Source organism: Rhizobium sp. CG5 (assembly GCF_023701945.1).
Taxonomy (GTDB): Bacteria; Pseudomonadota; Alphaproteobacteria; order Rhizobiales; family Rhizobiaceae; genus Allorhizobium.
On sequence record NZ_JABAEF010000014.1, the window covers coordinates 94,338 to 109,511 of the forward strand.

Genomic DNA, 15,174 nt, shown 5'->3' on the forward strand with positions numbered 1-15,174 from the left:
AAGCAGGCGCTGCACCCCCCTCTGCCCTGCCGGGCATCTCCCCCTCAAGGGGGGAGATCGGCAAGCAGCGATGTCTCGCCCTTCATTTGCGCAACTGACAGCGCGACAATTCAGCCGCACCGTCCTTCACAATGGCGAGGCGCCGGCCAAACCCCAATCTCCCCCCTTGAGGGGGAGATGCCCGGCAGGGCAGAGGGGGGTGGCACCGCTCGCGCTCACGACAAAAGATCAGAAAATCTTCGAGAACTCGTCGATGTTCGATTTGTCGTAGACGAAGGGCAGAGCCATGGCGGCTTCGCCATTGTCGCCGACCTTGATCTTGCCCATGCGGCCGGCTTCGATGTCCGAGCCGGGAGCGCCATCGGTATCGCCCTTGACCAGGTGATAGGCGATCTGGGTTGCGGAGTAGCCAAGGTCGATCGGGTTCCAGATCGCGAATTCCTTGGTGGCGCCCGACTTGATGGCTCCGGCCATTTCAGACGGCAGGCCAAGGCCTGTCACGAAGACGTCGCCGATCTTGCCCGCATCCTTGACCGCCTGCGAGGCTGCCAGAACGCCGACGGTCGTCGGGGCGACGATGACCTTGACGCTCGCCTGCGAGGTCAGGAGACCATTGGCTTCGCGATAGCTCTTGTCGGCCAGGTCATCGCCGTAAACGGTGGTCACCAGGTTGAGGCCCGGGAAATCCTTGAGCTGCTTCTTCATTTCCTCGATCCAGATATTCTGGTTGGTCGAGGTCGTGGTGGCCGACAGGATGGCGAAATCGCCCTTGCCGTCCGGCAGATGGCTTGCGGCCAGCTGCAGGCACATCTTGCCGATCAGCTCGTTGGACGACGGATTGAGATGCATGATGCGGCCTTCGGCAGCAACGCCGCTGTCCCAGGAGATCACCTTGATGCCGCGCTGCGCGGCCTTCTTCAAGGCCGGCACGACGGCATCCGGGTCATTGGCGGAAATAGCGATGGCATCGACGCCCTGGGCGATCAGCGAGTTGATCACTTCGATCTGGCCTTCGGCCGTGGTCGTCGTTGGACCGGTATAGATGATCTCGACGCCGCCGAGTTCCTTGGCCGCTTCCTCGGCGCCCTTGTTGGCGGCTTCGAAGAAGCCGTTGCCGAGCGATTTGACGACCAAAGCGATCTTCATGTCGGCGGCTTCGGCAGCGGTGGTCATGGCAGCGACGGCAAAAGCCACGCCCATCAGCAGTTTCTTGGATAGTTTCATGTCAGCTTCCTCCCAAAGTTGATTGACAGTCCCACTCCCCCCGACAGCCGTATTCTATGCGACCGAAGAGGTATCCTCCTTCTCGGCCGAAGCGATGGGCTTGACCGTTATGAGCTTTATGCCGGCATCAGCGACCATGGCCGCTGCCTCCTCCGGAATTTTGTCGTCCGTGATGATCGTCGAGACATTGTCGAGCGGGCACAGGATCATGCTCGAGCGTTTCGAAAATTTGCTCGAGTCGACCATGATGATCAGTTCGTCGGCCTGGCGCATCAGCTTCTGCTCGCTCTGAATGACCAGCGCATCCGATTCCATGATCCCATGCGAACTGACGCCCTGCGCACCGATGAAGATCCGTCGTGCATAGAAATTGCGGATGGCGTCATTGTCGAAGGGCGACAGGATCAGGCTCTGGTCGCGATAAATCGCGCCGCCGGGAATGCTGACTGTGCACTTGGAATGCTTGACGAGATGTTCGGCGATCGCAAAGGAATTGGTCATCACCTGTAGGCGCCGCGCCGACATGAAATGCACCATCTGGAACGTCGTCGTGCCGCCATTGATGATGATCGAATCGCCCTCTTCGCAGAGATCGACCGCGCCGCGGGCAATTGCGCGCTTTTTATCGATATTGACGGATTCGGACACCCGAAACGGTCTCGCTGCCAGATTGCCGAGCTGCGGCGGATGCACCGCTTCTGCTCCGCCACGCACACGCCGAAGCTTGCCCTGCACATGCAGGGCCGCGATATCACGCCGGATCGTGGCTTCCGAGGCCTCGGTCAGTTCGGCGATATCCTGCACCGTGATCACGGGCTTTTCCTGGATCGCGCTTAATATGATGCGATGGCGTTCACGTTCGTGCATGGGCTCCTCCTGATCGGGATTTAGGCGGATAACGATTAACCTGTCAATCATAAACGATCAAAATAGTTTATGTTGCGCCGCAACATGCAATTTTATGATCGATTTTGATTGACATTGGCGCCGAGCTTGCGCGATATCGTCCCCAGAAGGAGATGGGCGGCCACTTTGCTGTTCATGAATCGACAGACCTGGGAGGAAAGCAATGACGGGCCAAACCCGCCTTCTCGAAAACCGTTGGGACGATGCTTACGCGGCCAAGCTCGATGAGCCGGGCAAGCTGTTGTACCGGTCCAATCTTCTGGGCGCCGACAAGCGCATCACCAATTACGGCGGCGGCAACACCTCCGCCAAGGTCCTGGAAACCGATCCGCTGACCGGCGAAAAAGCCCGCGTCATGTGGGTCAAGGGCTCGGGCGGCGATGTCGGCACCATCAAGCTCGACGGCTTTGCGACCCTCTACATGGACAAGCTGGAAGCGCTGAAGGGCATCTACAAGGGCGTGGAAGACGAAGACCGCATGGTCGGTTTCCTGCCCCATTGCACCTTCAACCTCAATCCGCGCGCCGCCTCCATCGACACGCCGCTGCACGGCTTCGTGCCGTTCACCCATGTCGACCATATGCATCCCGACGCGATCATCGCGATCGCCGCCTCCAAGAATTCAAAAGAGCTTACCCAGCAGATCTTCGGCAGCGATATCGGCTGGCTGCCCTGGCGCCGCCCAGGCTTCCAGCTCGGCCTCGACCTCGGCGCCTATGTCGCCGCCAATCCGAAGTCCAAGGGCGTTGTGCTCGAAAGCCATGGCCTGTTCACCTGGGCTGATGATGCCAAGGACTGCTATCTGCTGACCCTTGAGATCATCAACAAGGCGATCGAATGGTTCGCCAAGCAGACCGAGGGCAAGACGATCTTCGGCGGTGCAGTAACATCAAGCCTGCCGGCCGAACAGCGCCGCGCCATCGCCGCCAAGCTGATGCCGGAAATCCGCGGCCGCATCGGCAAGGCCGAACGAAAGCTCGGCGATTTCGACGATCAGGATGCCGTGCTCGAGTTCGTCAACTCCAAGGATCTGCAGGCGCTTGGCGCGCTCGGCACCTCCTGCCCCGACCACTTCCTGCGCACCAAGATCCGCCCGCTGATCGTCGATTTCGATCCGGCCAAGCCGGATGCGGACGCTGTGGTCGCCGGTCTCGACAAGGCGCTGGAAGCCTATCGCGCCGACTACAAGCGCTATTACGATAGCTGCAAGCATGCCAATTCCCCTGCCATGCGCGATCCCAACCCGGTCATCTTCCTGGTGCCGGGCGTCGGCATGCTGTCCTTTGCCAAGGACAAGGCAACCGCCCGCATCGCCGGTGAATTCTACGTCAACGCCATCAATGTCATGAAGGGCGCCTCGACGGTCTCGCAGTATCAGGGCCTGCCCGAACAGGAAGCCTTCGATATCGAATACTGGCTGCTGGAGGAAGCAAAGCTGCAGCGCATGCCCAAGCCCAAGAGCCTGGCCGGCCGCGTCGCCTTCGTCACCGGCGGTGCCGGCGGCATCGGCCGCGCCACGGCGGAACGACTGATGTCGGAAGGCGCCTGCGTGGTTCTGGCTGATATCGACGCCGATGCGCTGACCAACACGCTTGCCGATTTCACCAAGCGCTACGGCGCCGACAGCGTGCGCAGCGTCAATCTGAATGTCACCAGTGAAGAGCAGGTCATTTCGAGTTTTGCAGAAGCCTGCGTCGAATTTGGCGGCGTCGACATTCTCGTCTCCAATGCCGGCATCGCCTCGTCTGCTCCGGTGGAAGACACGACGCTTGCCATGTGGGACAAGAACATGAGCATTCTGGCGACGGGCTATTTCCTCGTCTCACGCGAAGCGTTCCGCCTGTTCCGCCGTCAGGCGATTGGCGGCAATGTGGTCTTCGTCGCCTCGAAGAACGGGCTTGCCTCATCGCCCAACGCATCGGCCTATTGCACGGCAAAGGCGGCCGAAATTCATCTCGCCCGTTGCCTGGCTCTGGAAGGCGCCGACGCCGACATCCGCGTCAATACGGTCAACCCGGATGCGGTACTGCGTGGCTCCAAGATCTGGAACGGCGAATGGCGCGAACAGCGTGCGGCATCGTCGAAGATCGAGGTGGACGACCTTGAGGAACATTACCGCAAGCGGTCGATGCTGAAGCTGAATGTGTTTCCGGAAGACATTGCCGAAGCGATCTACTTCCTCGCCTCCGACGCTTCCGCCAAATCGACCGGCAACATTATCAACGTCGATGCCGGCAACGCCCAGAGCTTCACGCGCTGATCAGAGCTCCCAAGCCCGCCACGGCGCGAATGCCGTGGCGGTGACCGTTACTTTCTCAGAATGACCCAGATGGCGTGGATGATACCGGGCAGATAGCCGCACAGCGTCAGCAGAATATTCAGCCAGAAATGCAGGCCGATGCCCACCTGAAGAAAGACGCCAACCGGCGGCAGGATGATGGCGAGCAAGATTCGTACGACGTCCATGAATGCCTCTGAATAGAATGATCGAATTCACTGACAACGCAGAGCGGCCAAAATCGTTCGCGGACGGGAGGAAAAAATAATGACCAACAGTAAGATTGCGCCTGACCTGATCGACGCCGAAAACGACAAGCGCGCATCAGCGCTCAAGAGTGATTACGCCGCCCTCGGCGAAAAGCTCGCCCGTGGCAATGTCGATATCGAGGCGATCACAGCCAAGGTCGCCGAATTCTTCGTTGCCGTGCCCTCCTGGGGTGTCGGCACCGGCGGCACGCGCTTTGCCCGCTTCCCCGGCCTGGGTGAACCGCGCCATATCTTCGACAAGCTGGAAGACTGCTCGGTCATCAACGAACTGACCCGCGCCACGCCGACGGTCTCGCTGCATATCCCGTGGGACAAGGCCGATCCGAAGGACCTGAAGGCCAAGGGCGATGCCCTCGGCCTCGGCTTCGACGCGATGAATTCCAATACCTTTTCCGATGCCGCCGATCAGGCCCATTCCTATAAATATGGCTCGCTCAGCCACGTGGATGCGGCAACCCGCGCCCAGGCGGTCGAGCACAATATCGAATGCATCGAGATCGGTCATGCGCTTGGCTCCAAGGCCCTGACGGTCTGGGTCGGCGATGGCTCCAACTTCCCCGGCCAGACCAATTTCACCAGGAGCTTCGAGCGTTATCTCTCCGCCATGGGCGAGATCTACAAGAAGCTGCCCGATGACTGGCGGATCTTCTCCGAGCACAAAATGTACGAGCCGGCCTTCTACTCGACCGTGGTTCAGGACTGGGGCACCAATCTGCTGATCGCCCAGACCCTCGGGCCCAAGGCCTTCTGCCTGGTCGACCTTGGTCATCACGCGCCGAATACGAATATCGAGATGATCGTCGCCCGCCTGATCCAGTTCGGCAAGCTCGGCGGCTTCCATTTCAACGATTCGAAATACGGCGACGACGATCTGGATGCCGGCGCGATCGAACCCTACCGCCTGTTCCTGGTGTTCAACGAACTGGTCGATGCCGAGCATCGCGGCGTCAAGGGCTTCCACCCCGCTCACATGATCGACCAGAGCCACAATGTGACAGACCCGATCGAAAGCCTGATCTCCAGCGCCAACGAAATCCGCCGTGCCTATGCCCAGGCGCTAATCGTCGATCGGGTGGCGCTCGAAGGCTTTCAGAACGACAACGATGCGCTGATGGCATCCGAAACCCTGAAGCGTGCCTACCGCACCGATGTCGAGGCGATCCTGGCCGAAGCCCGCCGCCGCACCGGCGGCGCCATCGATCCGGTCGCCGCCTACCGCGCCAGCGGCTATCGCGCCAAGGTCGCCGGCGAACGCCCTGCCGTCAAAGGCGGCAGCGGCGGCATCGTCTGATCAAGCGTAGTCCCACGACAGAGGCTGCATCCGTTGTCAAAGCGCGGATGCAGCCTGGCATCGCAGCAGCATGCCGAACAGATCGCGCGGTTCGTCCGGATCTGCCAACAGGTCGAGTTCGGCGAAAAGGCCGGTTTCAGCCAGTTTGGTGCGCACATAACGCAGCGCCGAGAAATCCTCCGTCGCAAAGCCGACTGAATCAAACAGGGTGATCTGGCCTTCGTTCCTGCGGCCCGGAACCTGCCCCAGAATGACCTGCCACAGCTCGGTCACCGGATGGTCCCCAGGCAATTGCTGGATCTCCCCCTCGATGCGGGTCTGCGGCGGATATTCGACAAAAATGTCCGAGCGCAGCAGGATATCGCGGTGCAGTTCCGTCTTGCCGGGGCAATCGCCGCCGACAGCGTTGATGTGCACGCCGGGGCCGGCCATGTTGTCGGTGAGGATCGTCGCGCATTGCTTGTCGGCGGTGACGGTGGTGATGATATCGGCTCCCTCGACCGCCTCTTCCGCCGAGGTGCAGGCGGTGATCGTAAAGCCGAGCCCGTCGAGATTGCGCCGGCATTTCTCGGTTGCGGCGGGATCCAGATCGTAGAGCCGCAGGGTGTCAATACCGAGCAGTGCCTTGAAGGCCAGCGCCTGGAATTCGCTCTGCGCGCCATTGCCGATGATCGCCATGGTCCGCGCATCCTTGCGCGCCAGATATTTGGCGGCGACCGCCGAGGTCGCGGCGGTGCGTAGTGCCGTCAGAATGGTCATTTCGCTGAGCAGCATCGGATATCCGTTGCCGACATCGGCCAGCACGCCGAAAGCCGTCACCGTCTGGCGGCCTTCGCGCATATTCTTCGGATGGCCGTTGACATATTTGAAGCCGTAGAGTGTGCCGTCGCTGGTCGGCATCAGTTCGATGACGCCTTCCGCCGAATGCGAAGCGATGCGCGGCGTCTTGTCAAAGCTCTCCCAGCGGCGGAAATCCTCTTCAATCACCGCTGCAAGCTCGGTGAGGAAAGTGGTGACGCCGACCTTCAGCACCAGCTTCATCATGTGATCGACGCTGACGAAAGGCACGATATTCAGATTTTGGTTGGCTCCGGTCATTTGACGCTCCCTGAGAAATCGCGGGTCGGACGGTCCATCACCTGCCGGCCCATCAGGCTGGCCGTCAGATCCGCCATCAAGGTGGCGGTGCGGCCGCGCTCGTCGAGAAACGGATTGAGCTCGACCAGATCGAGGCTGGAGACCAGGCCGCTGTCATGCAGCATTTCCATCACCAGATGCGCCTCGCGGAACGTGGCGCCGCCCGGAACCGTGGTACCGACCGCCGGCGCGATCGACGGGTCGAGAAAGTCGACGTCGAAGCTGACATGCAGCAGGCCATGGGCCGCCTCGACCCGAGCCAGGAAATCCCGTAGCAGGACGGCAACCCCATGTTCGTCGATCATCCGCATGTCATGCACGGTGATCCCGGTCTTTTTCAGCGACGCCCGCTCGGCGGGATCGACGCTGCGAATGCCGATCATGCAGATGTTCCGCCCATCAACCGGATGGGAGAGCGGCGGATAGTACCCTTGAAAATCCTCGTGGCCGGAGAAATAGGCGACCGGCGTTCCGTGCAGATTGCCGCTTTCGGTCGTTGCCAGCGTATGAAAATCGGTATGGGCATCGAGCCACAGCACGAACAGCGGCCGCCCCTCTTCCGCCGCGCGACGCGACAGGCCGGCCACCGTGCCTGCCGACAGCGCATGATCGCCGCCGAGGAAGATCGGCATGGCGTCGGCACTTTCAAGATAGGCAACCTCGCTGAGGGTTTCGATCCAGCCGATCGTCTCGGCCAGGTGATGAACGGCGGCGTTGGGATGGGTGACATCCCGCAAGGGCGTGTGCGTGACATTGCCGATATCGGTCACCTCGTGACCGAGTTCCGCTAGCGCCGTGCCGAGACCGGCGATCCGCAGCGCACTCGGCCCCATCTCGCATCCGAGCCGGCTCGCGCCGACCTGCAGGGGCACCCCGATCAGTTTGCAATGCATGGCCCGCCATCTCCTGTTCAATCGTTTGGCGATTGGAGCATGTCCGACTGGCGGAATGAACAGGATAGATTGGCAATTATCTTGAAATGACCTATCATTTCAGCAGATCAATTGCCCAAATTGGAAAATCGGGGATCATCGCCATGGACACGCTGGACGAAAAGCTGATCACCCTGCTCCGCCACAACGGCCGGCGCAGCATCTCCGATCTGGCGATTGAAGCAGGCGCTTCGCGGGCGACGGTGCGTGCCCGGCTGGAACGGCTGGAGGCGGGCGGCACCATACTTGGCTACACTGTGATCCTGCGTGCCGACACGGTGGACCTGCCGGTGCGCGGCATCATGATGATCGAGATCGAGGGTCATGTCACCGACCGGGTCATCCGCCTGCTGGGCGGATTCCCCGAGATCGCAGCGATCCATTCGACCAATGGCCGATGGGATCTGATCGTCGAACTGGGCGCGGCAACACTGACCGATTTCGATGCGGTGCTGCGCCGGGTCCGCCTCGTTCCCGGCATCACCGGCAGCGAGACGAGCCTGATCCTCTCCACACCGCGCAGTACTCGCGCCCGTCTGGCGTGATGCGCTAAAGCGCGCCGGCCTTGGCGACCGTCTGCTCGATCGCCCCGAAGATGCTGTGACCGGCAGGATCTTTCATGGAAATGCGGATCACATCGCCCACAGTGATCGACTGGCCTTCGCCGCTCGAGGCCAGTTCAACGATCGTGCCGGCGCTGAGCGGACGGGTCCGGGCTGCCTCAACGATGACATCCGCAAAACCGGTCGCAACTGCGGCATTCGCCGCAACGACAGCCTTGCCGTTGATACTCAGATTGAACGGCAGGTGCAGGGCGCCATCCTTCCAGCTCTCGCCAAGTTCATCCAGCGACACGGCCACCGGCGAATAGGACGGTGACAGGGCAGTTCCGCCGACACTCAGATGATTGGCCAGCATCACCAGCTGGATCGAAGCCAGCGCCTCGGCTTTCGTGGCGCCCATCGGCACATCGCCGAGAATGACGGCAACTTCGACGCCGGATGTCACCGCCGCTATATCGGCCGGAATGTCGATAGGGCTGCGCGGCGGCACCATGCTGTCGGAGGCAAGCTGCACCACCGCACCGGCAGAATGCTCCAGCCGCTGAAAGGCCCGCGGCAGGGGCGATGCGGCATCGTGTTCGTGAAAGCGCAGGGTCGGCTGCGAACCGGTTTCGATGCCGATGGCAACCCGCGCCAGCCGCGGCCCGACATGGGCCCAATCATCAAGGGCGGCCTGCAGCGACCGGGCGATATGCCCGACCTCCGAGCAGCGCGTGAGATCCTTGGAAACCACGACGAGTTTGCCGTCGCGGGTGGAATCTTTCAGTGTGGCGAGCTTCATGTCTTGGTGTTTCCCCGTTTCAGTCAAAGTGTACGGGGTCGTCTGACGCGACCCTTGGCGTTCATCCTACAAGGTTATCGCAAGCTGTCACTTGATTCCGCGCAAAGAGTTTTAGGGATAGATGACACCCTTGCGCAGGATGACATTGGCATAGAGCCGCGGCTCGCCGGTCTGCACCACCGTGTGGGCGGCGCGCACCCGCGGATAGAAATCGGGGCCGAGCAGGGGTGTCACCGTGCGCTCCGGCTCATGGGCGGCACAGCAGGCGATGATCTCCGAATGCACCGGCTCCAACCGATCACGCTCTGCCTTGAAGGTCGACCGGAAGATGGCCTCCGGCACGAAATCGTCGATCGGCAGCACGGACAGGATGGCATTCAACACCGGGATCAAGGGCACGCCATCCAGACGGACAAGCCGACGGGCATGCTCGAGGCCCGGATAATTGCCATCGACGATGGCGATTTCGTCCCCGTGCCCCATGGCCCGCAACGTAGCCAGCAATTCGGGGTTCAGGATGGGATCGATCCCTTTCAGCATTACGCAAGCTCCTTGAAAAGCACATTCTGGTCGAGAAGATAACGGGAAAACAGTGGCAGGCTGGCACCGCCGACCGATCGGGCCTGGCTGCCGACGGCACCTTCGACGATCTCCGGCAGGACGACGCCCTGAAGGTCGAGTTGCTTGACCGCCGCCCGCGTGGCGACAACCACCCGCTCGCGCACCCAGGCCGGAAAGCCGCCGTCAATGACGGCCGCCGAGAAATCGATCACCGAGGCCGAGGCGACGATCGCCTGGGCGAGGGCCGCCGCCGTATCCTGGATCCAGATTTCCAGCGGTTCGCCGAAATCGACCCAATCCTCGGCGGAATACCACAGCGTTTCCGGATTGATGCCGTGCTCGCGCAGCAGGTTTTCCAGCACGAAGATCGAGGCGATCTTCAAAAGCTGCACGGTCTTGCCGTCGCGGCGCTGGACAGGAAGCGAGCCGACGGCGCCGGCCGTGCCCGTGCGGCCGGAAAACAGCGCGGAATTCAGGACGACGCCCCCGCCGATGAACGAGCCGATGAAGAAATAGATGAAATCCGGATAGTGCGGCCCCACGCCGAACACCAGTTCCGCCGCGCAGGCGCTGGTGGCATCGTTCTGCAGAAACACCGGATAGGCAACCCGTGCCTCGATTTCCGCCTGCAGGTCGACGCCATGCCATTGGTTCATGTCTGACTGTGGCGCACCGACTTCTTCGGCCCAGCTCCACAGCTCGAAAGGCGCGGCAATGCCGATGCCGGCGATCCTGCCGCGTTCTTCGGGTGTCAGCCGTGCTTCGATCTCGGCTATTCCTTCGGCAATGAAGGCGAGCAGAAAGCCGGGCATAGGATAGGGATAGGTGCGATGCACCTGCATTCGAATCCGGCCGACGAAATCCATCAGCACCAGATCGGCGCTGCGCCGGCCGATCTTCAAACCGAAGGAAAAGACGGCATCGGGATTGAGGCGCATGGGGACCGAGGGCTGGCCCACCCTGCCACGCACCGGCGTGCCGCGGATCAGCAGCCCCTCACCTTCCAGCGCGCGCATGATGACGGTCACCGTCTGGGCGGAAAGGCCGCTGCGTCTTGCGATATCGGCTTTCGACAAACCGGCATGCCGCCGCACCAGCGACATCACAAGCCGTTCGTTATAAGCCCGCACACGGACCTGATTGGCGCCGCCGCTGGTCTCCAGAACAGCGCCCGGCGCTGCCTGTGCCGCTCCGGCTTTCTCCAACATTTCGTCTCCTCCCAGATCATCGATTGCCCGCCGCCTCGCCCGGCATGCATTCAACGATACGTTCCGTAAGTGTTGCCCAGACAGCCCCCTACGTATACGATTTCACTCAAGAGCCACATCTCCCGTATCCGAAGCATGCCACATTTAATTAATAATTCAATTCGATTTATTTATTGACAGGCATTTCATTTGGTGTTTCTTTCATAAGCGGAAGCAGCATTTGCCAGCGCAGGAGACGCTGTCGCGATCTGTAACCGGATGGCCCGAGGAGGGTGCATCCATTTTTTGTCCTTGGGAGGATTACATGAAGACCAATCTGATCACCGCCGCTCTCGGCGCGCTTGCGCTTGGCGTCGTTTTCACGTCGCCCGCTTCGGCCGCCGACGTATCCGCCTGCCTGATCACCAAGACCGACACCAATCCCTTCTTCGTCAAGATGAAGGAAGGCGCAACCGCCAAGGCCAAGGAACTCGGCGTGACGCTGAAGACCTACGCCGGCAAGGTTGACGGCGACAGCGAAAGCCAGGTTGCCGCCATCGAGACCTGCATTGCCGATGGCGCCAAGGGTATCCTGCTGACCGCTTCCGACACCAAGGGCATCGTGCCGGCCGTGCAGAAGGCCCGCGACGCCGGCCTGCTGGTCATCGCCCTCGACACCCCGCTTGAGCCGCTCGATGCTGCCGACCAGACCTTTGCCACCGACAACCTGCTGGCCGGCGAGCTGATCGGCAAATGGGCCGCTGCCACGCTCGGTGACAAGGCCAAGGACGCCAAGATCGCCTTCCTGAACCTCACCCCGTCGCAGCCGTCGGTCGACGTCCTGCGCAACCAGGGCTTCATGAAGGGCTTCGGCATCGATGTCGTCGACATCAACAAGATCGGCGACGAAACCGATCCGCGCATCGTCGGCCATGACGTCACCAACGGCAACGAGGAAGGCGGCCGCACCGCCATGGAAAACCTCCTGCAGAAGGATCCGACCGTCAACGTCGTGCACACCATCAACGAACCGGCTGCTGCCGGCGCCTATGAAGCGCTGAAGGCCGTCGGCCGTGAGAAGGACGTGCTGATCGTCTCCGTCGACGGCGGTTGCCCGGGCGTTCAGAACGTCGCCGAAGGCGTCATCGGCGCCACCTCGCAGCAGTATCCGCTGCTGATGGCCTCCATGGGCATCGAGGCGATCAAGAAGTTTGCCGATAGCGGCGAAAAGCCTGCGGCCACCGAAGGCAAGAACTTCTTCGACACGGGCGTTGCCCTCGTCACAGACAAGCCGGCCGCCGGCGTCGAGTCGATCGACACCAAGGCCGGCAAGGACAAGTGCTGGGGCTGATCCGCGAAGGGATCCCACGCTTGAAAGTCAAGGAAGGGCGGCCCGGCCGCCCTTCTCCCCAACAGGGGACCATTGGAACGCTTTGCCCAGACTTGAGGTCGCACCGCCTGCGTGCCGGTAATTCGCATGGAGTCCGATCTCCGCATGCGGTATCATCGCGCCGTGCGAGCCTTGGGAGAGGCCGTCGGGAGGAATAAAAATGAGCGAACCGCAATCCGCCACAACACCCCATCATGACTACGAAAAAGTTCTGTCCGAAAGCTCGAAGCAGGTCGCGTCTTTCGATACGAACGACAAGACCCCGCTGCAACGCTTCCAGCATTTCCTGCATTCAAGCCCCGCGGCCGTGCCGCTGATCGTGCTGGTGCTGTCGCTGGCCATATTCGGCATCATCCTCGGGGGGAAGTTCTTCTCGGCCTTTACACTGACCCTCATCCTGCAGCAGGTGGCGATCGTCGGTATCGTCGGCGCGGCCCAGACGCTGGTCATCCTGACGGCCGGCATCGACCTGTCGGTGGGAGCGATCATGGTGCTGTCATCGGTGGTGATGGGCCAGTTCACCTTCCGCTACGGCCTGCCGCCAACCTTCGCAGTGCTCTGCGGCCTGGCCGTCGGCGCGGCCTGCGGTTTCATCAACGGCATTCTGGTGGCCCGCATGAAACTGCCGCCGTTTATCGTCACGCTCGGCATGTGGCAGATCGTCCTGGCCTCCAACTTCCTCTATTCCGCCAACGAGACCATCCGCAGCCAGGACATTGAAAAGAGTGCGCCAATCCTGCAGTTCTTCGGCGAAAACCTGCGCCTTGGCGGCGCGGTCCTCACCTATGGTGTCATCTTCATGGTGCTGCTGGTGGCGCTTCTCTGGTACGTGCTCAACAACACGGCCTGGGGCCGCCATGTCTACGCGGTCGGCGACGACCCGGATGCAGCGGAACTGGCCGGCGTCAACGTCAAGCGCATGCTGATCTCCGTCTATACCCTGTCCGGACTGATCTGCGCCCTGGCCGGCTGGGCCCTCATCGGCCGCATTGGCTCCGTGTCCCCGACGGCCGGCCAGTTCGCCAATATCGAATCCATCACCGCCGTGGTGATCGGCGGCATCTCGCTGTTCGGCGGCCGCGGCTCCATTCTCGGCATGATTTTCGGTGCCCTGATCGTCGGCGTCTTCTCGCTGGGGCTTCGCCTCATCGGCACCGACCCGCAATGGACCTATCTCTTGATCGGCGTGCTCATCATCAGCGCCGTCGCAATCGACCAGTGGATCAGAAAGGTAGCAGGCTGATGGCACACGAACCCATTCTCACCGCACGCGGTCTGGTCAAGCGTTATGGCCGGGTCACCGCTCTCGACAATGCCGATTTCGACCTCTATCCCGGCGAAATCCTCGCCGTGATCGGCGACAACGGCGCCGGAAAGTCGACGCTCATCAAGGCGATCTCCGGCGCGGTATCGCCCGACGAAGGCGAAATCCGCCTCGACGGCCAGCCGATCAACTTCCGCTCGCCGATCGAAGCCCGCAAGGCCGGCATCGAGACCGTCTACCAGAACCTCGCGCTGTCGCCGGCTTTGTCGATCGCCGACAACATGTTTCTCGGCCGCGAACTGCGCAAGCCGGGCATCATGGGCAGCGTGTTTCGCATGCTGGATCGTCCGGCGATGGAGAAAGTCGCCCGCGACAAGCTGTCCGAACTGGGCCTGATGACCATCCAGAACATCAACCAGGCCGTGGAAACCCTGTCGGGCGGCCAGCGTCAGGGCGTTGCCGTGGCGCGGGCGGCCGCCTTTGGCTCCAAGGTCATCATTCTCGATGAACCAACCGCCGCCCTCGGGGTCAAGGAAAGCCGCAAGGTTCTCGAACTGATCCTCGATGTGCGCGCCCGCGGCATGCCGATCGTGTTGATCAGCCACAACATGCCGCATGTCTTCGAGGTGGCCGACCGCATTCATGTGCACCGGCTGGGCCGGCGCCTCTGCGTGGTCAACCCGAAGGACTATACAATGTCCGACGCGGTCGCCTTCATGACCGGCGCCAAGGCACCGCCGGCGGAAGCGCTCGCCGCATGAGTCTGACTGTTGCAAGCATTGTCGACGAGATCATCCGACGTGCCGAAGGCAGGACACGCTTCATACCCGGCATTGCCGGCCCTCCCGGGGCCGGCAAGTCGACGCTTGCCGATGCCCTGCGCAACGAACTGATCCGCCGCGGCGAACGCGCCGAAGTCCTGCCGATGGACGGCTTCCACATGGACAACGGCATTCTCGAAGAGCGCGGTCTGTTGAAGCGCAAGGGCGCACCTGAAACCTTCGACGTGCGTGGTTTCGTTGACATCCTCAAGGCAGTGAAAGCAGCCGACGAGGAGGTGCTGGTACCCGTCTTCGATCGATCAAGAGAACTGGCGATCGCCTCGGCTCGCCCGGTTGCGACCGACACCCGCTTCGTGCTGGTCGAAGGCAATTACCTGCTGCTGGATGAGGCACCGTGGAACAGGCTGGACGGCCTGTTCGACATGACGCTGTTCGTTGGCCCATCCTATGAGGTGCTGGAGGAGCGGTTGCGCCAGCGCTGGATCCACTATGGCCTTGATGAAGCCGGCATCGAGTGGAAGCTCTACGGCAACGACCTGCCGAACGGCAAACGCATTATCGAGAACTCCCGCCCCGCCGATATTCACCTCGAGATCTTCGAGATCTGAC

Annotated in this window: 15 protein-coding genes; 7 read left to right on the top strand and 8 right to left on the bottom strand. The window is 61.6% G+C overall.

The annotated features are described in order from the left end of the window. Positions 1-228: 228 nt before the first annotated feature. Positions 229-1,224 carry a rhamnose ABC transporter substrate-binding protein gene (gene rhaS, locus HGO38_RS21310; protein WP_250957916.1) on the bottom strand — a complete coding sequence of 332 codons (996 nt, stop codon included), beginning with the start codon at positions 1,222-1,224 and terminating at the stop codon, positions 229-231. Between the two features lie 54 nt (positions 1,225-1,278). After that, positions 1,279-2,091, bottom strand: a complete 813-nt coding sequence (locus tag HGO38_RS21315) for a DeoR/GlpR family DNA-binding transcription regulator (protein WP_250957917.1) — start codon at positions 2,089-2,091, stop codon at positions 1,279-1,281. A 202-nt stretch (positions 2,092-2,293) separates the two neighbouring features. Here HGO38_RS21315 and HGO38_RS21320 point away from each other — a divergent pair, with 202 nt between their 5' ends. After that, entirely contained in the window at positions 2,294-4,390 is a 2,097-nt protein-coding gene (locus tag HGO38_RS21320; protein ID WP_250957918.1) for a bifunctional rhamnulose-1-phosphate aldolase/short-chain dehydrogenase, read from the top strand. 47 nt (positions 4,391-4,437) lie between these two features. Here HGO38_RS21320 and HGO38_RS21325 read toward each other — a convergent pair whose 3' ends face one another. Continuing rightward, a complete protein-coding gene (locus HGO38_RS21325) occupies positions 4,438-4,596 on the bottom strand; it encodes a YqaE/Pmp3 family membrane protein (protein WP_168474012.1) in 159 nt (52 codons plus the stop codon). Positions 4,597-4,675: 79 nt separating this feature from the next. Here HGO38_RS21325 and rhaI point away from each other — a divergent pair, with 79 nt between their 5' ends. Then, positions 4,676-5,968 carry an L-rhamnose catabolism isomerase gene (gene rhaI, locus HGO38_RS21330; RefSeq protein ID WP_250957919.1) on the top strand — a complete coding sequence of 431 codons (1,293 nt, stop codon included), beginning with the start codon at positions 4,676-4,678 and terminating at the stop codon, positions 5,966-5,968. Between the two features lie 36 nt (positions 5,969-6,004). On the opposite strand, the gene ocd is transcribed toward rhaI, so the two are convergent. After that, positions 6,005-7,066, bottom strand: coding sequence for an ornithine cyclodeaminase (ocd, locus tag HGO38_RS21335; protein ID WP_250957920.1), 1,062 nt, complete (start codon positions 7,064-7,066; stop codon positions 6,005-6,007). Next, on the bottom strand, positions 7,063-7,998 hold the full coding sequence (gene rocF / locus HGO38_RS21340) for an arginase (RefSeq protein ID WP_250957921.1): 936 nt from the start codon (positions 7,996-7,998) through the stop codon (positions 7,063-7,065). The genes ocd and rocF overlap by 4 nt, the downstream gene beginning before the upstream one ends. A 143-nt stretch (positions 7,999-8,141) precedes the next feature. Here rocF and HGO38_RS21345 point away from each other — a divergent pair, with 143 nt between their 5' ends. After that, on the top strand, positions 8,142-8,582 hold the full coding sequence (locus tag HGO38_RS21345; protein ID WP_250957922.1) for an Lrp/AsnC family transcriptional regulator: 441 nt from the start codon (positions 8,142-8,144) through the stop codon (positions 8,580-8,582). 4 nt (positions 8,583-8,586) lie between these two features. Here HGO38_RS21345 and HGO38_RS21350 read toward each other — a convergent pair whose 3' ends face one another. The 3 genes from HGO38_RS21350 to HGO38_RS21360 form a co-directional block, all read right to left on the bottom strand. Then, positions 8,587-9,381, bottom strand: a complete 795-nt coding sequence (locus HGO38_RS21350; protein ID WP_250957923.1) for a fumarylacetoacetate hydrolase family protein — start codon at positions 9,379-9,381, stop codon at positions 8,587-8,589. 111 nt (positions 9,382-9,492) lie between these two features. Next, positions 9,493-9,921 carry an RbsD/FucU family protein gene (locus tag HGO38_RS21355; protein WP_250957924.1) on the bottom strand — a complete coding sequence of 143 codons (429 nt, stop codon included), beginning with the start codon at positions 9,919-9,921 and terminating at the stop codon, positions 9,493-9,495. Continuing rightward, positions 9,921-11,150, bottom strand: coding sequence for an ROK family transcriptional regulator (locus tag HGO38_RS21360; RefSeq protein ID WP_250957925.1), 1,230 nt, complete (start codon positions 11,148-11,150; stop codon positions 9,921-9,923). Before HGO38_RS21360 ends, HGO38_RS21355 begins: the two co-directional genes overlap by 1 nt. A 304-nt stretch (positions 11,151-11,454) precedes the next feature. On the opposite strand from HGO38_RS21360, the gene HGO38_RS21365 reads away from it, so the two are divergent. The 4 genes from HGO38_RS21365 to HGO38_RS21380 all read left to right on the top strand — a co-directional run bounded on the left by HGO38_RS21365 (position 11,455) and on the right by HGO38_RS21380 (position 15,173). Continuing rightward, positions 11,455-12,480, top strand: coding sequence for a sugar ABC transporter substrate-binding protein (locus HGO38_RS21365; RefSeq protein WP_250957926.1), 1,026 nt, complete (start codon positions 11,455-11,457; stop codon positions 12,478-12,480). 199 nt (positions 12,481-12,679) lie between these two features. Then, positions 12,680-13,762, top strand: a complete 1,083-nt coding sequence (locus HGO38_RS21370; protein ID WP_250957927.1) for an ABC transporter permease — start codon at positions 12,680-12,682, stop codon at positions 13,760-13,762. After that, positions 13,762-14,544 carry an ATP-binding cassette domain-containing protein gene (locus tag HGO38_RS21375; RefSeq protein ID WP_250957928.1) on the top strand — a complete coding sequence of 261 codons (783 nt, stop codon included), beginning with the start codon at positions 13,762-13,764 and terminating at the stop codon, positions 14,542-14,544. The genes HGO38_RS21370 and HGO38_RS21375 overlap by 1 nt, the downstream gene beginning before the upstream one ends. Then, positions 14,541-15,173, top strand: a complete 633-nt coding sequence (locus HGO38_RS21380) for a nucleoside triphosphate hydrolase (protein ID WP_250957929.1) — start codon at positions 14,541-14,543, stop codon at positions 15,171-15,173. Before HGO38_RS21375 ends, HGO38_RS21380 begins: the two co-directional genes overlap by 4 nt. The last annotated feature ends 1 nt before the right edge of the window (position 15,174 follow it).